15 protein-coding genes are annotated in these 18549 nt (G+C 67.5%); 9 read left to right on the top strand and 6 right to left on the bottom strand.

The genetic code is table 11. The features are described 5' to 3' along the window. Nucleotides 1-130: 130 nt before the first annotated feature. From SLW56_RS02915 to SLW56_RS02890, 6 genes are all read left to right on the top strand, one after another. Nucleotides 131-316, top strand: coding sequence for a DUF2065 family protein (locus SLW56_RS02915; RefSeq protein WP_017912772.1), 186 nt, complete (start codon nucleotides 131-133; stop codon nucleotides 314-316). 265 nt (nucleotides 317-581) lie between these two features. Next, nucleotides 582-1874, top strand: coding sequence for an adenylosuccinate synthase (locus SLW56_RS02910; protein ID WP_010340110.1), 1293 nt, complete (start codon nucleotides 582-584; stop codon nucleotides 1872-1874). Between the two features lie 310 nt (nucleotides 1875-2184). Then, on the top strand, nucleotides 2185-3420 hold the full coding sequence (locus SLW56_RS02905) for a hypothetical protein (protein ID WP_320694328.1): 1236 nt from the start codon (nucleotides 2185-2187) through the stop codon (nucleotides 3418-3420). A gap of 363 nt (nucleotides 3421-3783) precedes the next feature. Beyond that, on the top strand, nucleotides 3784-5946 hold the full coding sequence (locus tag SLW56_RS02900) for a tetratricopeptide repeat-containing diguanylate cyclase (RefSeq protein ID WP_320694327.1): 2163 nt from the start codon (nucleotides 3784-3786) through the stop codon (nucleotides 5944-5946). Between the two features lie 98 nt (nucleotides 5947-6044). After that, a complete protein-coding gene (locus SLW56_RS02895) occupies nucleotides 6045-6716 on the top strand; it encodes a transcriptional regulator (protein ID WP_320694326.1) in 672 nt (223 codons plus the stop codon). Continuing rightward, nucleotides 6700-7113: a hypothetical protein gene (locus SLW56_RS02890; protein ID WP_320694325.1), complete on the top strand. Its 414-nt coding sequence runs from the start codon at nucleotides 6700-6702 to the stop codon at nucleotides 7111-7113. The genes SLW56_RS02895 and SLW56_RS02890 overlap by 17 nt, the downstream gene beginning before the upstream one ends. 443 nt (nucleotides 7114-7556) lie before the next feature. On the opposite strand, the gene SLW56_RS02885 is transcribed toward SLW56_RS02890, so the two are convergent. Then, nucleotides 7557-9455, bottom strand: a complete 1899-nt coding sequence (locus tag SLW56_RS02885) for a DUF2075 domain-containing protein (protein WP_320694324.1) — start codon at nucleotides 9453-9455, stop codon at nucleotides 7557-7559. Between the two features lie 455 nt (nucleotides 9456-9910). Here SLW56_RS02885 and SLW56_RS02880 point away from each other — a divergent pair, with 455 nt between their 5' ends. Continuing rightward, nucleotides 9911-10186 carry a hypothetical protein gene (locus SLW56_RS02880; RefSeq protein ID WP_223875667.1) on the top strand — a complete coding sequence of 92 codons (276 nt, stop codon included), beginning with the start codon at nucleotides 9911-9913 and terminating at the stop codon, nucleotides 10184-10186. Between the two features lie 53 nt (nucleotides 10187-10239). On the opposite strand, the gene SLW56_RS02875 is transcribed toward SLW56_RS02880, so the two are convergent. From SLW56_RS02875 to SLW56_RS02860, 4 genes are all read right to left on the bottom strand, one after another. Beyond that, the gene (locus SLW56_RS02875; protein ID WP_320694323.1) at nucleotides 10240-10824 is read right to left on the bottom strand and encodes a hypothetical protein; all 585 of its coding nucleotides are present in this window, start codon (nucleotides 10822-10824) and stop codon (nucleotides 10240-10242) included. 73 nt (nucleotides 10825-10897) lie between these two features. Then, a complete protein-coding gene (locus SLW56_RS02870) occupies nucleotides 10898-11311 on the bottom strand; it encodes a hypothetical protein (RefSeq protein WP_295920999.1) in 414 nt (137 codons plus the stop codon). A gap of 78 nt (nucleotides 11312-11389) precedes the next feature. Next, nucleotides 11390-11650: a hypothetical protein gene (locus SLW56_RS02865; RefSeq protein ID WP_320694322.1), complete on the bottom strand. Its 261-nt coding sequence runs from the start codon at nucleotides 11648-11650 to the stop codon at nucleotides 11390-11392. A 148-nt stretch (nucleotides 11651-11798) separates the two neighbouring features. After that, nucleotides 11799-12260, bottom strand: coding sequence for a GNAT family N-acetyltransferase (locus tag SLW56_RS02860; RefSeq protein ID WP_320694321.1), 462 nt, complete (start codon nucleotides 12258-12260; stop codon nucleotides 11799-11801). Between the two features lie 226 nt (nucleotides 12261-12486). On the opposite strand from SLW56_RS02860, the gene SLW56_RS02855 reads away from it, so the two are divergent. Both SLW56_RS02855 and SLW56_RS02850 read left to right on the top strand, forming a co-directional pair. Beyond that, nucleotides 12487-13128, top strand: coding sequence for an HD domain-containing protein (locus SLW56_RS02855; protein WP_152237792.1), 642 nt, complete (start codon nucleotides 12487-12489; stop codon nucleotides 13126-13128). A 135-nt stretch (nucleotides 13129-13263) separates the two neighbouring features. After that, nucleotides 13264-15780 carry an excinuclease ABC subunit UvrA gene (locus SLW56_RS02850; protein ID WP_320694320.1) on the top strand — a complete coding sequence of 839 codons (2517 nt, stop codon included), beginning with the start codon at nucleotides 13264-13266 and terminating at the stop codon, nucleotides 15778-15780. A gap of 373 nt (nucleotides 15781-16153) precedes the next feature. Here the strand turns inward: SLW56_RS02850 and SLW56_RS02845 are convergent, their stop codons facing one another. After that, nucleotides 16154-18436: a glycoside hydrolase family 3 N-terminal domain-containing protein gene (locus SLW56_RS02845; protein ID WP_320694319.1), complete on the bottom strand. Its 2283-nt coding sequence runs from the start codon at nucleotides 18434-18436 to the stop codon at nucleotides 16154-16156. Nucleotides 18437-18549 lie beyond the last annotated feature (113 nt).

Raw genomic sequence — 18549 nt, 5'->3', positions numbered from 1 at the left:
AGCCTTTGTGGGAGCGACTTCAGTCGCGACGGGCTTCACCGGGAAGGCTTGCGCCACTTCAGCCGCTCCTGAACGATCAAGCCGCTTCAGTGTCGACGCGGCCCGCCCATCCCCTCTTGCCGAGACCCCCATGCACGATCTGATCGCCGCGGTGTGCCTGGTCGTCGTCTTCGAAGGTCTGATCCTGTTGGTCGCGCCGGAGGCCTGGAAGCGGATGGTGCAGCAGATGCTGGCCATGCCGACCACGCAGTTGCGGATCGCTGGCGGCGTAGCTCTGGCGGTGGGATTGATGGCCTTGCTGTGGGTTCGCGCCTGACAGCATTCTGATCGTGCCCGATGGGCAGGTCGCTGAACGCGGCAGGGGAAGGGGTGGTGACCGCCACCCAAAACCCGGATAATGCACAAAAGCCGGCCGGGCCCGCTCCATGTGAGCGTCTCGACCGGCTTTTTCCGTGTATGGGTCCTGCCGCCGCCTGGACGCTCCCCGATGGAGCGGCCGCACCGGTGTCGGTCGGTCCCCGCACGGCCACCACATCCGCGTGGCCCCGACGGTCGCGCAGCAAACCAGGAGTTACCCAGCCATGGGTCAGTCAGTTGTCGTGCTCGGCGCCCAGTGGGGCGATGAAGGCAAAGGCAAGATCGTCGATCTGCTCACCGAGGAAATCGGTGCCGTCGTGCGTTTCCAGGGCGGCCACAATGCCGGCCACACCCTCGTCATCAACGGCAAGAAGACCGTCCTGCACCTGATCCCGTCCGGCATCCTGCGCGCCGACGCGCTGTGCCTGATCGGCAACGGCGTGGTGATCTCCCCGGCCGCGCTGCGCAAGGAAATCGAGGAGCTGGAGACCTCCGGCGTGGAAGTGCGGTCGCGCCTGAAGATCTCGCCGGCCGCGCCGCTGATCATGCCGTACCACATCGCCCTGGATCAGGCCCGCGAGAAGGCCGCCGGCGGCAAGGCCATCGGCACCACCGGCCGCGGCATCGGCCCGGCCTACGAAGACAAGGTGGCGCGCCGCGGCATCCGCGTCGCCGACCTGCATTACCCGCCGCAGCTGGAAGAGCTGCTGCGCACCGCGCTGGACTACCACAACTTCGTGCTGACCAAGTACCTGGGCGTGGAAGCGGTCGACTTCCAGAAGACCTTCGACGAAGCGCTGGCCTTCGGCGAGTACGTGCAGCCGATGAAGTCCGACGTGGCCGGCATCCTTCACGACCTGCGCAAGCAGGGCAAGCGCGTGCTGTTCGAAGGCGCGCAGGGTGCGCTGCTGGACATCGACCACGGCACCTATCCCTACGTCACCAGTTCCAACACCACCGTCGGCGGCGCACTGGCCGGCACCGGCGTGGGCGCGCAGGACATCGACTACGTGCTGGGCATCGCCAAGGCCTATGCCACCCGCGTCGGCGGCGGCCCGTTCCCGACCGAACTGGACGACGAGATCGGCCAGGGCATTCGCGACCGCGGTGCCGAGTACGGCGCCTCCACCGGCCGTCCGCGCCGCTGCGGCTGGATGGACATCGTCGCGCTGAAGCGCGCGGTGGCCATCAACGGCATCTCCGGCCTGTGCATCACCAAGCTCGACGTGCTCGACGGCATGGAGAAGCTGAAGGTGTGCATCGCCTACGAATACCGCGGCAAGCGCACCGAGTACGCGCCGCTGGACGCGCAGGGCTGGGAAGAGTGCACCCCGGTGTACCTGGAGTTCCCGGGCTGGAGCGAGAACACCCACGGCATCACCGTGTGGGACGAACTGCCGCCCGCCGCCCGCGCCTACCTGCGTGCGCTGGAGGAACTGGCCGGCTGCCCGATCTCGATCGTCTCCACCGGTCCGGACCGCGAGCACACCATGGTGCTGCAGGATCCGTTCGCCTGAGGCGGGCAGCACGCGACTCCTTCTCCCGCATGCGGGAGAAGGACGTGCCGAGTCTCCAGAGAGCCCCGCGACAGCGGGGCTTTTTATTTCGCGCCGCACACTGATACGCGTAATGCGGTGCGCCGTGCATGCACGTGGGAGGGACGGCTGACCGAGCAGCGTGCGCGCGCTTTCTGGTTGCTCGATGCAATCGGAGTTGCCGGAGTGCCGTTGCGGACACTGCAGTCCGCGTCCATCTGCGGCTGCCGCAAAGCTGCGCTAGCATTCCGCGCGGCGCCCGCATGCCGCCACTCGACAAGGACGACCGCCGATGTTCGCTGCACTGTTCGACACGCTGTTCCGCCGCACGCCCAGCCCCGACGCCTTCGCCAGGCTGTACACCGATGCCCTGCGCGCGCGGGGCTATCGCGAGGAGCTGGTCTATCAGCCCGACGCGTTCCGGCTGGTCGGCGGCAATGGCTACACCATCTATCTGCACAACGCCTATCAGGCCTACAGGACCGCGACGCGCAAAGGCCGCGCCGAGGCATTGCGCGCCTATGTGACGTCCTCGCTCAATGCGCAGGAAGAGAGTGGCCGGGAAAAGACATTCGACGAGGTGCGCGCGACGCTGATGCCGGTGATCCGCAATCGCGGCATGTTCGAGGAGCTGCGGCTGGAGCACTTGCTGGAGAAAGGCCTCGATGCGCCATTCCCATATGCATGGCGCGACATCGCCGAGGATTGCGTCGAGCTGCTGGCGCTGGATCTGCCGGATACGATCTCCACGCTATTACAGGGGCCGCGCGCGGCATGGGGGATCACCCTGGACGAAGGCCTGGCGATCGCCCGCGACAATCTGCGCGATGCAACCGCCGACCATTTCGTCGAAGTCGCGCCGGGCGTGTTCCGCGGCGCATGGCAGGATGCCTACGACACCAGCCGCGCGTTGCTGCCCGACGTGCTGTACCGCGTACCGGTGGCGGGCAATCCGCTGTTCATGCTGCCGGCGCGCGACTGCCTGCTGGTGGTGGGCGATCGCGACGCCGCCGCCATCGGCGCGATGCTGGAACTGAGCGTGGAAGCAGCCGCGCAGGGCCGCAACGTCTCCGCGCTGGTGTTCACTTACGACGAGGCACGCCGCATGGTGCCGTTCGCGCTGGCGTTGCCCGAGCATCGCCAGTGCCAGGCGGACCTGCGCCGGCTGCTGGACGCGCCTGCCTACGCCGATCAGAAGGCGGCGCTGGACAAGCTCCACAACGCGACCGACCAGGACATCTTCGTCGCATCGTTCAGCGTCTACCAGGAGCGCGACGACGGCGCGCGGCAGTTTTCGCTCTGCACCTGGACCAAGGGCGTCGATACCCTGCTGCCCAGAGCCGACCGGATCGCCCTGGTCGTCCCGCGCGACGACGCCGAGGAGGACGCGGTCGTCCTGGTGTCCTGGGACGAGGCTGTTGCCGCGTTTGGCGACCTGATGGAGCCCCAGCCGCCGCTGTATCCGCCGCGTTACCGCGTGCGGGCGTTTCCCGATGACGCGCAGCTCAGGCAACTGACGCCGCTGTGATGGGACTTGGGGGTTGGAGTTGGGGGGGGCATGGATGTGCTGCGCGCTCGGACCCTCACCCCCAACCCCTCTCCCGGTGGGAGAGGGGCTAGTTGCGGTCCCACGGGTAAAGGCGCGTGCAGGCGTAGCGTGAGTAACGTAGCTTCTTGCATGGGATGGAGCTCAAGAAATCGCCCGTATGGCCGATAGCCTTGCACGGGTCGGCGTTGTTGCACGCCGGCAACGGCATGCGTGGGACCGGAGTGCGACGATATCCGCCGCATTCACGGATCCGGCGTGTGCTGCGGCATCTTGGGGAGAACGGCAGTGCGCGGTCGCTTGATCTTGCAGTCGCTCAGGATGCTGCTGTGTGGGAGTGTGCTGGTGTCGTCCGCGGTGGCGCACGCGGCCGCGATGCAGCGGTGCGCACCGGCGCAGGCGTTGCCGGCCTGCGTGGCGGCGGTGCGTGCCGCAGACCCGGCGGCCGCGCTGCAGATGGGCATGCCGGCCTGGGACGCCGCGGCCGACAAGCAAGGCTCGATCGCGCTCGGCCTGGAACTGGTCGATGCGGCCGCCGCCGCGGGCCAGCCGAACAGGGTGGTCTCCATCGGCTCGGCGCTGCTCGCCCAGCCGTTGTCGCCGCAACAGCGGGTGCGCCTGTTCACGCAACTCAATGCCGAGATCTGGCGACCGCGCGACGCGCTCCGCATCGCGCAGCTCGAAGGCGAGATGCGGCGGCTGGAAACGGAGCTGCCGCACGACCCGCACATCGCCGAACTGTGGCGACTGCTGGCCCGCTCCTACTACAAGATGGGTGCGCAGGACGACGCCTTGCGGGTCGCCCGCATCGCATTGTCCAGAGTGCGTCGGCATCCGGATCCGGTGGAATACAAGGCCAACCAGACCGTGTTCCTGGTGTCGGCTCAGCAGGGGCGCATGCCCGATGCCATCGCCGCCCTGCTCGAGGCGGAGCGTGTGGTCAAGGCGCTGGGCAAGCCCGACGACGTCTCCATGCTGCACAACGCCACCGGCGTGTTCATTTATGCCCACGAATGGAAAAAGGCGATCGCCTACGGCCAGCGTGCGCTCGCTGCCTACGATGCGATGCCGTACAAGGACCTGACGCGCGCGGACATACTCAACAACCTGGGCACAGCCTATCAGGGCGCAAACGAACTGCAACGTGCCGAAGCGATCTACCGGCAGGCGTTGGCGGCGGGACGTGCCGATGGCAAGACGTCGCTGATCGGATTGCTGAACAACCTGGGCAACGTACTCGCGCTGCAGCATCGCCCGCGGGAGGCGTTGCCCTTGTTGCGCGAAGCGGCCGCGATGCTGGAGGGGGCGGCGCCAGGCGGCGATCATGGCGAGGGAGGCATCGTCTATTCCACGCTCGGCAACGTTCTGGCCGATCTCGGCCAACGCGACGCCGCGGCCGCCGCGTTCGAGCGCGCGCGGCAGATGTTCACGCAGTGGGACAACGTCCCCCGGCGGCTGGAAATGTACCCGCGCATGATCGACAACCTCGACGCACTCGGCCGCGACCGCGAGGCGCTTGCCCTCATGCGCGAGTACAAGGCGGTCAACGACAAGGCCGTGAACGTCGAATCCAAGACCCGTATCGCCGAGCTCGAATCGGCGGTGGACCTGGCGCGCAAGAACAGCGAACTGGCCGCACTTGCCCGCACCCGCGCCGCCGAACAGGCGGCGTATGCGCAACTGCAGGCGCGCGCGCAGCGCCAGCGCAGCGTGCTCTACGGTCTACTCGCCGCACTGCTGGCGCTGGCCGGCTTTTTCCTGCTCAAGGTGCGCGAAGGCCGCGCGCGTCGGCGCATCAACGCGGAACTGGCGCGCAAGAACGAGGAGATCCAGGCGCAGCACCGCGAACTGGAACAGCTCGCGGCCACCATCCGTCGCCAGAGCGAGGAAGACGCCCTCACCGGCCTGCGCAATCGCCGCTACGTCACCGCCTGGCTGCAGGCGCGCGAGGCTGCAGCGACGCCCGAGCGCACGCAGGAACCGCTGCTGATCGCCCTGCTGGACATCGACCACTTCAAACGCGTCAATGACCTGCACGGCCACGAAGGCGGCGACCACGCCCTGATACGACTGGGCGATCTGCTGCGCGAGTGCGCTCGCAGCTCGGACATCATCGCCCGCCGGGGCGGCGAAGAGTTCCTGTGGATCTGCCCCGGCGGCACCCTGGCCGACGCCCCGCGCCTGTTCCGCCGCCTGCGCGAGCGCCTGCAGGCCGACCCGCTGGTGCGCCCGACCGGCCGCATCGCCCTCACCGTGTCGATGGGCGTGAGCCTGTTTCCCGCCCACCCCGGTGGCGACTGGCCACTGAGCCTGCGCATCGCCGACGCCGCCCTGTACCGCGCCAAGCATGCCGGCCGCGATCGTTGGGTGGGGCTGACGTTGGACGGGGTGGCGGCCGATCTCGGCGCCGATGTGTCGCTGGAGACCCTGGAGGCGGAGGGGCTGCTGCGGCAGACCGAGGATGGGGGCGATGGAGTGGTGTTTCTTGTGGAGCAGGGGGTGGTGTGAGTTAGAGCTTGGAGGGATGCAAGATCAAAGCGGATCAAGCGACGAAATTTACCCAAAAAGGGTAAATAAATACCCATAATGGGAAGAAAATTGGCCATGTGGGTAGTAAGCTGCACCGCATGGTCAACAACCTGCTCAATCCCGCGGGCGTAGGCGAGGCGCTGCGCTCTTCCCGCGCGCTGACGCTGGGCCTGGCGGATGCCTTGTTCACTCGCACCCAGCAACGCGTGTTAGGCCTGTTGTACGGTCGGCCGCAGCGCAGCTTTGGTGTCGGCGAACTGATCGCCGCTGCCAGCGGCGGCTCGGGCGCCGTGCAGCGCGAACTGGCCAAGCTGGCCGACGCCGGCTTGCTGACGGTACAGCGCATCGGCAACCAGAAGCGCTACCAAGCCAATCCGCATTCGCCCATCCACGACGAGCTGCTCGGCATCGTGCAGAAGACCATCGGCCTGGCCGGCCCGCTCGGCGAGGCCTTGCAGCCCATCGCCGACGACATCGTGGCCGCCTTCGTCTACGGATCGGTCGCCAAGCGCAGCGACACCGCGCGCAGCGACATCGACCTGATGGTGATCTCCGATACGCTGGGCTATGCCGACCTGATGCGCGCGCTGGATGGCATGCAGGCGCGGCTGGGCCGCCCGGTCAATCCCACGCTGTACACGCGTGCCGATTACGCCAAGCGGTTGCGCGACGAAAACGCATTCCTGCAGCGGGTGCTGCAGCAACCCAAGATCTGGGTGATTGGAGGCATGGATGACCTCGCCACTTGAAAACCTGGCCGGCCCCGGCAAGCAACTCAGTGCCGAACCGACCGACCAACGCGAATTCGACGGCCTGATCCGCTCCGGCCTGGCCCGCCTGGGCGACGCCAAGAACGCCACGCTCGCCCTGGAAAGCCGCTTCGACCTGGCCTACAACGCTGCGCACGCACTGTGCCTGGCGGCACTGCGTGCCAAGGGCTACCGCGCCAACAACCGCTACATCGTGTTCCAGGTGTTGCCGCACACCTTGGGCCTGGGGCCGGAGGTGTGGCGGGTGCTGGACAAATGCCACCATCAGCGCAACGTCGCCGAGTACGAGGGCGAACTGGATGTGAGCGAGCGGCTGGTGCTGGATTTGATTGCGGCTTGCGATGCGGTGCGGGTGGCGCTTGGATTTGACGCATAGGTGAGTGCCGCCGCATTGAAACAACCATTCCTGCAAAAGCATCGCAATTGCTTGTAGGAACAAAAACCTTTATTCAATCTTGCATTGTCGATGGCGCACTTGCCACGACACAGCCAGCGCCTGCGAACTGATCATTCGTCGGCTACGACGACGCGCTCGCGCACACCCCGCAGCAGCAATGGCTGCAGCGCTTTGCGACCGGGCGCCGGTTTGCTCTCGTCGCCAACGATCTAGCCGCACAACTGCATGCCTGCGCGGCCGGGCACTTCGCGGCGCTGCTGCCGCGGTTCCCGCTGGAGGCGACCGCCGGCGGGGCGTTGGTCGAACTGCCAGAGGCGCCGCGCTGCGACGTCGAACGTAAGATCTGGCTGGTCGTGCATCCGGACGTGCGCCGCGCGCCGCGCGTGCAGCGGGTCGCCGAGGCCATCGCTGATGTAGCGCCACTAAGGGCTAGGTGATCCGGTAGTATTCACTGCGGATCGATATAAGCCGTCTAGTATTGAAAATTTTGATTCAGGATCAGTGATATAGATATAGCATCCCTTCATGCCGCGGCTCATTAAGGTTTTATAGGTATTCCGGATGATCCGATCCACGCGGTCACGGGCCTTGGGATCACGCTTGGATTGCAACTTGTATCCGCGGATAGAGCGGTCCTGCTTTGAACGCCTGCTTGGGTCGGTGAGCACCTGACCCTCGCGCCAAACCAGATCCGGTCCGATAATCACGCCCACGTAGTCCATTTCCAGCCCCTGGCAGGTGTGGATGCATCCGATTTGCTCGACCGAGTTCTCGGCGACAGCCCATAAGTCGCCATCGCTACCCAGGTTCCACTGAGCGCGATAGTCGTGTTCCAGGATTTCGATGTCCCATATATCCGGGTTTTTCTTGCCCTTCCAGTCCCAGCAGTAGCCAGCCACTACGCGGGATTTGTTGTTGAGCTTGTTCTTCTCGCGAATCAGGTTGTGCAGTTCAAACGGTGAATCGACGATGCGGAAGTCGAAGGTGTCGCGGTCGAAATCGGTGTTGGCGGTTTCGCGGATGCCGAGGAAGTTGTCCAGCCAAGCGATGTAGCCGTCCGAGCCGGCGCAGCGGAACTGCGAAGCGAGTTCTAGCTCCGTCACTTCGGCGCCAAGGTGCGCGGCCCAACGCCTTAGTTCGCCGGTGTGGCCGATGTCGGAGAGGGTGACAATCTGGTCGTCGTCGACGAAGAGGATGGTGCAATGGGCGCTGCGGATCAGCTCCATTACTTGGTTCTGGCCCTCGTTTCCGTAGAAGCCGCTCTTTTCGTTGAGTCGATGTGCTTCGTCCACGACCAGTACGTCGAAGGTGTCGGATTCAGCCCGATGGAATCCACCCGAGCCGGAGAATAGATTGGAGATTTCATATTTGCGGATATGGCCGGCCAACTTCTGCGCATACACAGCGCGCGGCGCCGCATTTTTGGAGACATACTTACTGTTTGCGCCGCGCTTGGTCAGCGCGACAAGCAGATTTACCGCCACCACAGACTTGCCTGTGCCAGGGCCACCTTTCACGATCACCACCTGCTTGCGCTCTGCGCTGGCCTGCGCGGCACGCGCCAGGCAGGTTTCGTAAACCAGCTTCTGTTCGTCGATCAGCACGAACTCCTGGTTTCCCTTGAGCATGCCGACCACGCTGTCGGCAAGCATCTTGGATGGGCGGATGCGGCCGTTCTCGATCTTGTAAAGCAATTCGCCGTTGTCGCCTTTGCGCACATGCTGGCGGATGAAGTCGCGCAGCTTTCGCTTCTCTTCTACCCCACGCAGGAACAGTGGTGCCTTGTCGGTGTAGGCGACGTAGCGCGGATCGTCGATAGTGCCGTCGCGGAAGTGGTTGTGCAGGTAGGCGCAAGGCCTTAGCTGGACGCCGCCTTCGTGTACCGCCTCGTTGAAGCCCTGCAGCAGGGCCGCATATGACCACGCCTGATAGGACGGGTGCGGGCCTTCGGTCTCGGTCGGCCCGCCGCGTTGCGCGCGGACGATGCCGTCCTTGTCGGTGACAGCGGAGGACGACCATTGCTTTAGTTCGACGATGATTGCGCGCGGCTCTTCGGCCTCGCCAAGCCCGCTCAGGATGAAATCGATACGCTTGGCGGTCTGCGGGATGCCGAACTCGATGCCCACCCCCATATCTGCGGGTAGGCTGTCGTCGCTGAGGACATCAGCCATCTGGGTCAGCGAGTGGCGCCAGGCGCGGAACTCGTTGTCCGGCGCGTAGCGCCCTGTCTTTTGAATGAAAGCGGTGGCGATGATGTCCTCGATCGCCTGCCGCTCAGAGTCGTGCAAGAAAGCGGCACGGGTGGACTGATATACGATCACGCTTTGTGTTCCCCTGAATCCCTTTCACAGCTCGACGGGACTTTGAACCGATGCGATGTGGCTGACAAGGCTTGATGTTTGCGCGCGCCCCCTCGTCAGCTTTGTCGCAACCAACTTGGAGCAATTCGTATACAAGGCCCAGCCTTTATATGTCGCTAGCACCGTGCATCAAAGTTGTTCGATAGGCGACTTGACGCGTTGCATTGTTAGTAGCAAAGTTACTAAACGGAGCCTCGAAACTCCGCAGACAGCGGCACCCACCTCCGATAAGCCGGTGGGTTTTTTGTGCCTGTACGTTTGCAGGTGCAACCGGCATGACGTCTGTGTCGGGAGGGCGGTGAATACAACACCCGAAAGGGAAATAAGCCCGCCGGCTGTCTGCGGTTTCGAGCCTCCCGACTTCCTTTCCGTCGCGTTGCGGCGGGTGGGCCACTTCATGGATGGAGGCGGCGACGATGTCGGACGGCAACGTGGATTTCGAGGCGACGGGTTATTTTCTGCCGGAAGAGAGTCAGTTCCGGCTGGTGCGGTTGGGCGAGCACATCCGGTTCCTGGCGAGGTTGGCTCGCCCGCGCAGTGCGGACGAGGAGCGGGAGATCGCGGCGATCGCGCGGACCGGCGAGTTGTCGGCGTGCATGGAGCTACTGGCCGAGCAGGTGGAACTGGTGCTGCGCGAGATCTCGTGGCCGGGACTTCCGCAGTCGTCTTACGCGCGGCAGCCACGGCGATAGCCGGTCTTTAAAGGTTTTTATCTTGCATTGGTGCCTCGCCCACCACCGTCAGTTCAGAGCGCGTGCGCCATCGGCCGTATCTGCTGTTCCTGTTCGCCCGGTGCGTGATACCGCAGTTCCTCGGTGCGTTCCGGCGAAAGCATGCGGTTGCCGATGCCCGGTTCGAGGCGTCCAGGGAAACCCCACACCGGCACGTCCATCAGCTCGCCGAAGGTGCGGTAGGCGGAGTTGCTGTTGACGGTCTTGCCGAAGACCTTGAAGCCGTAGTTCGGATAGTCGCGGTCCTGGGCGTTGAGTTCCGGCACGGCGCGCACCGCGGTATTCCAGCGCTCCAGGATCTCGTGCTTGTCGCCGGTGGCCACCGTGCGTGACGGTTGGTCGTCGCGGATGTAGGTGGTGCTGTCGACCTTTTCGCCGATGGAGCGGGCGTACGCAGGATCGTGCGGGTAGTGCCAGGCGCGCAGCGAGTGCCGGGTGGCGTCGGTGCCGATGGGGATGGCCTGGCCGGTCTGGCGATCGGTGGCCAGGCCGTGCAGTTCCGCCACGGCCTTGCCGTGTTCGTCGCGCAGTACCCAGAAGGCGTGGCCGGCGATGCCGATGACGCCGAGCGAGCGGGCTTCGATGGCGTAAGTGGGCATGGTCGTGTCCTTCCTTGGTCGCTGTGATGGCGCGGGGGTCAGAACCGCCGTGTCCTATTCGGGCTCACAGCGGCTACGTGGCGACGCAGCGATCCAACGCGGTCTTGAGATCCTGCATCGCCTTGTCGACGCCGAGGTCGACGAAGTAGGCGCCAGCGCCCTTGAGGGCGAGCTTGGCCTGGCTGGCGCCCGGTGGGCGCTCCAGGCGCAGGCGAAAGCCGCTGCGGTTCGCTTCGGGGAAGTCGCCCGATTCCAGGATGCCCTTGGCCGGGTCTTCGCGGGTGACCTTGGGCCAGGAGCTGCTCGTCTCCGACAGGGTGGCGATGCTGGATTCGGCGCAGTCGAACAGGCGCTGGTTGGGTAGGTCGGCCGGGACGCGCAGCACCGCCGAGGCCATGGGTGTCTTGCGGGCGGCGGCGGGCATGCTGCAGGCGCTGGCGACCAGCGCCAGGCCGGCGAATTGGGCGATGCGGTGCCATGGCGTCATGAGGACGTTCCCTGCGTGGGCGGTGGCGAGCTTCCTGCTCGGCGCATGCTGCCGGATGCGCTGGATGTTGCTGCGCGGTCAGCGCCGCGCGCGACGCCAGGCGATCAGGGCCACGGCAGCCAGGGCGGCGACGGTGCCGACGGCGGCGACCTGCGCCGCACGCTTGGCGCGTTGTTCGCGCAGGCGCAGGGCGTCGCCGCTGGCGTCGTCGGCGGACAGCGGCGAGCGGTACACGCTGTGCGCGGCGGCGCGGCCGGAGATGGCGGCACGGCGCGCGGGCGGGGTCGGGGCACCGTCGGTAGCGGTGTCGTCCACGGCGTGGACGGTGTCGGTGATCATGGTGGGTTGCATCCTCGGCGCTGCGTTCATGCGTGTCTGTCGATCGAGCGGTCGGTTGGTGGCTGACGCCCTATCTTTCCAAGCGCCACGTTAACGCGGCGCGGGGGAAAAGTAATGTGCAGGCGCCCCGGGTCCCGCTGGCGTTGGCTCAGCCGACCTGGCGGACCATCAGCAACACGCGGCTGCCGTAGGAATCGGCTTCCTGCACGGGCTGCCAGCCGTGGCGTGCGTACAGGCCGCCGTCCAAGTGCTCGGTCTGCAGGTACAGGGCGTCCAGGCCCAGGTCCGCGGCGTCTGCCAGGGCATGGGCGAGCAGTCGACCGGCGATGCCGCGCCCGCGATAGGCATCGGCGACGTACATGCCGCCCAGCCAGTACGGGTATTGCGGGAAGGCGTCCATTTCCCGGTCTTTCAGCTGCACCACGGCGATCGGCCGGGCGCCATCGAAGGCGGCCAGCCGCCGCGGCAGGCCATGCGCATCCGCGGCGCGCTGCAGTTGGCGCAGTTCGTCGTCCAGCGAGAAGCCGGCCTCGCGACCCCAGGCCGCGTGGTACCAGGCGGCGATCTGCGGCAGTTCCGGGGCGTGCCGGTCGAGATGACGGACGTTCATGCGTGCGAGCATTGCGGTGGTGCGGTAACAGGGAAGTGTAAGCGGGGAACGCGCTTGGACCAGGGCAGGGCTGCGCGGCAGCCGCGTCCGTGCGGGCTGTCGGCCTATCACGCATGCAATGGGACGCCACAAGCGGCTTGAACGGCAGCCACGTCCACCCGCGTCTCCACGCGCTCACGCCGGCAAGTTTGGCGATAATGCCGGACTGTTCCGTCAGGATCGCCGCATGACCGCTCTCACCGAACGTTACGCGCGCGCCGTGGACTACGCGCGCATCGCCCACGCCGGCCAGTTCCGCAAGGGCGGCACGGTGCCGTATCTGAGCCACGTGCTGGGCGTGTCGACGCTGGTGCTGGAGGCCGGCGGCGACGAGGACCAGGCGATCGCGGCGCTGCTGCACGACGTGGTGGAGGATTGCGGTTCCGGCCATGAGGGCGTGATCCGCGCGCAATTCGGCGAGGCGGTGGCGGACATGGTGATGGCGTGTACCGACGCCACGGCCGAGCGCAAGGCGGTGCCCGCGGACGTGCCGGCCAAGCGCCGCGACTGGCGCATCCGCAAGCAGGCGTACCTGGCGCACTTGGCCGAGGCCCCGGACGCGGTGCTGCTGGTGTCGGCCTGCGACAAGCTCTACAACGCGCGCAGCATCGTCGCCGACCTGGAAGACCCCGAGGTCGGCACCGCGGTGTTCGAGCGCTTCACCGCCGGCCGCGACGGCACGCTGTGGTACTACCAGGCGCTGCATGCGATCTATGCCGAACGCGGCGTGGCGGTGCTGCGCGCGTTCGCCAGTGCGGTGACGCGGATGCAGGCGCTGGCCGCGCGCGACGAGGATGCCGACACGCTGGTGGCGCCTGCGTTGAGCTGAGACTTGCGTCGCCGGCGAAGGCGCGCCGTTCTGCGTCGATAGCGGGCTGAACACGCCGCAGCAAAGTCGCCGCGACACGCCCATGGCAGCCGACCGGCTAAGCTTGCGCGCTCCTTCGCGTTGCCGGTCCTGCCCATGTCCACGCCTCCCGCTTTCGCCGCTTCCGGCTTCGTGCGCGTCCGTGGCGCGCGCGAGCACAACCTCAAGGATGTGGACGTGGAGCTGCCGCGCGATGCACTGGTGGTATTCACCGGCGTGTCTGGCTCAGGCAAATCGTCGCTGGCGTTCGGCACGCTGTTCGCCGAGGCGCAGCGGCGCTATCTGGATTCGATCTCGCCGTATGCGCGGCGCCTGATCGACCAAGCCGGCGTCGCCGACGTCGACGCCATCGACGGCCTGCCGCCGGCGGTGGCGCTGCAGCAGCATCGCGGTGCGCCGAGCACGCGCTCGTCGGTCGGTAGCGTCACCACCATCTCCAACTCGCTGCGCATGCTGTATTCGCGTGCCGGCACCTATCCGCCTGGGCAGGGCATCATCCATGCCGACGGCTTCTCGCCGAACACGCCGGCCGGCGCCTGCCCCACCTGCCATGGGCTGGGGCGCATCTACGACGCCACCGAGGCGTCGATGGTGCCGGACCGTTCGCTGAGCATCCGCGAGCGCGCGGTGGCGGCGTGGCCGCCGGCCTGGCACGGGCAGAACCTGCGCGACATCCTCACCACGCTCGGCCACGACGTCGACGTGCCGTGGGCGAAGCTGCCGAAGAAGACCCGCGACTGGATCCTGTACACCGACGAGCAACCGACCGTGCCGGTGTATCCGGGTTTCAGCCTGGCCGAGACCCAGCGTGCGCTCAAGCGCAAGCAGGAGCCGGCGTACATGGGCACCTTCAGCAGCGCGCGCCGTTATGTGCTGCACACCTTCGCCAGCACGCAGAGCGCGCTGATCAAGAAGCGTGTGGCGCAGTACCTGATCAGCACCGCATGCCCCAGTTGCGACGGCAAGCGGCTGCGCCGCGAGGCGCTGTCGGTGACCTTCGCCGGGCTGGATATCGGCGCACTGTCGCAGCGCCCGCTCGGCGAGGTGGCCGAGCTGCTGCGGCCCGCGGCTGAAGGCCGCATGCAGGGCCGATCGCGGCATCCGGAGCAGGCGCTGGCCGCGCAGCGCATCGCCCAGGACCTGCTGGCGCGGATCCAGGTGGTGGAGGCGTTGGGCCTGGGTTATCTGACCCTGGAGCGCAGCACGCCGACGCTGTCGCCCGGCGAACTGCAGCGGCTGCGCCTGGCCACGCAGATCCGCTCGCAACTGTTCGGCGTGGTCTACGTGATGGACGAGCCGTCGGCGGGCCTGCATCCGGCCGACACGCAGGCGTTGCTGGGTGCGCTGGACCAACTCAAGGGCGCTGGCAATTCGCTGTTCGTGGTCGAGCACGAGATCGACGTGATCCGTCATGCCGACTGGATCGTCGATGTCGGCCCCGGTGCCGGCGAGCACGGCGGGCAGGTGCTGTACAGCGGTCCGCCGGCGGGATTGGCGCAGGTGCAGGCCTCGTCCACGCGCCGCTACCTGTTCGCCGAACCGCACGCCGCCGCCCATGCGCCGCGCACGCCGGAGGCCTGGCTGCAGTTGCGCGAGGTCAGTCGCAACAACGTGGTCGCGCTGGACGTGGACATCCCGCTGGGCGTGTTCACCACGGTCACCGGCGTGTCCGGCTCGGGCAAATCCTCGCTGGTCAGCCAGGCGCTGGTGGAGTTGCTGGGTACGCAACTGGGGCAGGTGCCGGCCGAGGCGGAGGAGGAACTGGATCCGCTGGAGCGCGGTGCGCGTGTCGCCACCGATGGCTACATTGCCGGCGGCCTGGAACACGTGCGGCGATTGGTACAGGTGGACCAGGCGCCGATCGGGCGCACGCCGCGCTCCAACCTGGCGACCTACACCGGCCTGTTCGACCATGTGCGCAAGCGCTTTGCGGCCACGCCGGCAGCGCGCAAGCGCAAGTACGACGCCGGGCGTTTTTCGTTCAACGTCGCCAAGGGCCGTTGCGAGACCTGCGAAGGCGAGGGCGCGGTGAGCGTGGAACTGCTGTTCATGCCTAGCGTGTATGCGCCGTGCCCCACCTGCCATGGCGCGCGCTACAACGCCAAGACGCTGGAGATCGAACTGCGCGGCCAGAACATCGCACAGGTGCTGCGCATGACCGTGGCGCAGGCGCTGGATTTCTTTGCCGACGATGCGGCGATCGCGCGGCCGCTGCAGGTGCTGATGGAGGTGGGCCTGGGCTATCTGCGCCTGGGCCAGCCGGCCACCGAACTCTCCGGCGGCGAGGCGCAGCGGATCAAGCTGGCCAGCGAGCTGCAGCGCGCACAGCGCCGCGGCACCGTGTACGTGCTGGACGAACCCACCACCGGCCTGCATCCGGCCGACGTGGACACGCTGCTGCGGCAATTGCACGGGCTGGTGGAGGCGGGCAACACCGTGGTGGCGGTGGAGCACGACATGCGCGTGGCCGCGGCCAGCGACTGGATCATCGACATGGGGCCAGGCGCGGGCGGGGCGGGCGGCAAGGTCGTGGCGGCGGGCGTACCGGGAGTGGTGGCGACGCATGCAGGCAGCCGAACGGCGCCTTTCCTGGCTGCGGAATTGGCGGGGTAGGCGCGCGCGTCGCGGCGCGTGGTCTTCGTCAGTTCCGACACGGCGAGGGCATGCCGGAATGCACGAGGATGCAGTCGCAGCGAGCGAAGCCTGCCGGGTGCCTGACCCTGCAAAGCGTCGGGACTGAAGTCCCTCCCACAGTGCACCCGGGTAAGGCTCCGCACGGCTCTGCGGGAACGGCTCCGTGTAGTCTCAAAACCGCCTGGAGCCGCTCGCAATGAGGTCTCATGCCGCATCGCGCATCGCGCATCGCGCATTGTGACGCGACAGCCCGCAGTGCTGCCGACGTGAAACGCCGCCCACGTTGGCCACGCGCCGGCCACGGTGGCGACCGCGTGGCCGCCACCGCCAGCGGTTGCCGAGGCTGCGGCGATCAGCCCAGCAGTTCGAAGCTGGCCGTCAGCCCCGGTGCCTGCGCCGAGGGCGCGACCCACAGATCGAACTGGCCCGGTTCCACCGTCGGCTTGAGCGCCTGGCCCACGAACAGCAGATCCTCGCGGCGCAGCACGAAGTCCACGCTGGCGCTGCCGCCGGCCGGCACCGCGACCTTGCGGAAATCCTTCAGTTCGCGCACCGGGCGGGTGATGCTGGCGCTGCGGTCGCGGACGTACAGTTGCACCACTTCCTCGGCGTCGCGGTGGCCGCGGTTGTGGATGCGTGCGGCGATCTTCAGCGTGCCGCCGGCGGCCAGCCGCGACGTGCTCAAGGTCAGTTCGCCGTATTCGATGCGGCCATAGGTCAGGCCGTGGCCGAACGGGAACAGCGCGGTGTTGGAGATCGTGCGGTAGTGGGTGGTGAAGGGCGTCAGCGCGTTCGGGCGCGGATCCGGGCGACCGGTGGGCTTGTGCGCGTAGTAGTACGGCGACTGCCCGGATTCGTGCGGGAAGCTCACCGGCAGGCGCCCGGAGGGGCCGTGCACGCCGAGCAGGATGTCGGCCAGCGCCGGGCCGGAGGCCGAGCCGAGGAACCAGCTGACCAGGATCGCCGGCGCGTCCAGCACCGCGCCGTCGAGCACCAGCGCACGGCCATTGCTGAGCACCACCACCACCGGCGTGCCGGTGGCCGCCACGGCGGCCAGCAGCGACTGCTGCGCGCCGGGGATGCTGATGTCGGTGCGCGACTGCGCTTCGCCGGAGTAGCGCAGCGGTTCGCCGATCGCCAGGATCGCCACGTCGGCGGCGGTCGCCGCGGCCACCGCCGCCTGCACGCCGCCCGGCAGTGCGTGTTCGAACGCGCAGCCTTCCACCACCTGCAACGCGGCCGGATCGGCCAATTGCGCGCGCAGGGCCGTGGCCAGGTCGTTGCCGCTGTCGTCGCCGCCGAACAGCGTCCACGGTCCGGCGCTCTCCACCCAGTTGCTGGCCATCGGCCCGATCAGCGCGATGCGCTGGCCCTGGCGCTTGAGCGGCAGCAGTTCGCCCTCGTTCTTGAGCAGCACCACCGATTTGCGTGCGGCCTCGTGCGCCAGTGCCAGCGTCTCCGGGCGCCGCTGCCGCGCCTGCGCGCGCTCGGGCACGATGCGCAGGAACGGGTCGTCGAACAGGCCCAGCGCGGCCTTGAAGCGCAGCACGCGGCGCACCGCGTCGTCCAGCCGCGCCATCGGCACCGCACCGTCGGCGACCAGGCCAGGCAGGTGCTGCAGGTACAGCCCGCTCTGCATGCTGATGTCCACGCCGGCCAGGAACGCCAGCCGCGCCGCGTCGCGCGCATCGCGGGCGTAGCCGTGCGCGACCAGTTCCAGGTCGCCGGTGTAGTCGGAGACGACCAGGCCGCTGTAGTTCCACTCGCCGCGCAGGACCTGGCTCAGCAGCCAGGTGTTGGCGGTGGCGGGCACGCCGGACAGCTCGTTGAAGGAAGCCATGGTGGTCACCGCGCCGGCGCCGAAGGCGGCCTGGAACGGCGGGAAATACACCTCGCGCAGGGTGCGCTCGGAGATGTCGACGGTGTTGTAGTCCAGGCCGGCCTCGGCGGCGCCGTAGGCGGCGAAGTGCTTGGCGCAGGCGGCCAGCGCATCGGCATGGTCGATGCCCCCGCCCTGGAAGCCGCGCACGCGGGCCTCGGCGAAACGCCGGCCCAGCAGCACGTCCTCGCCGCTGCCTTCCACGCCGCGGCCCCAGCGCGCATCGCGGGCGATGTCGACCATCGGCGCGAAGGTCCAGTCGATGCCGACCGCGCTGGCTTCCAGTGCGGCGGCACGCGCGGTGCGTTGCGCCAGCTCCGGCTCGAAGCTGGCGGCTTCGCCCAGCGGCACCGGGAACACGGTGGTGAAGCCGTGGATCACATCGGCGGCGAACAGCATCGGGATCTTCAGCCGGCTCTCCAGCGCGGCCTGCTGCAGTTGCTGGTGCCAGCGCACGTTGGAGCCGTTGAAGATGCCGGTCAGGCGTCCGGCGCGCGCCGCGGCCAACTGGCCCTCGGCGGTGGGGCGCACGTTGACCGGATTGGCGGCGGCCGCCGCATCGGTCTGCTGCGCCGAACCGAACAGGGTGAGCTGCCCAGCCTTCTCTTCCGGCGTCATCCGCGCGATCAGCGCATCGATGAAGGCCGGCGTCTTCGCCGGCGCACGCGGCAGGGCCAGGCCCATCGGCACGTGCGACAGCAACGCGAACGAACCGGCGCCGAGCAACAGCCCGCGCCGCGTGGTACGAAACGTCATCGGCAAATCCCCTGTTTGGACCCCGATGGTCACGCTACCTCATCGGGAGCGAGAAGTTGTGATGCGGTGCACGATAATCGTGGGTCGGCAGGCGCGCTCCCTGGAACATCACC

The organism is Xanthomonas sp. LF07-6 (assembly GCF_034105445.1).
Lineage (GTDB): Bacteria > Pseudomonadota > Gammaproteobacteria > Xanthomonadales > Xanthomonadaceae > Xanthomonas_A > Xanthomonas_A sontii.
This window is presented reverse-complemented; position numbering and strand designations above follow the sequence as displayed.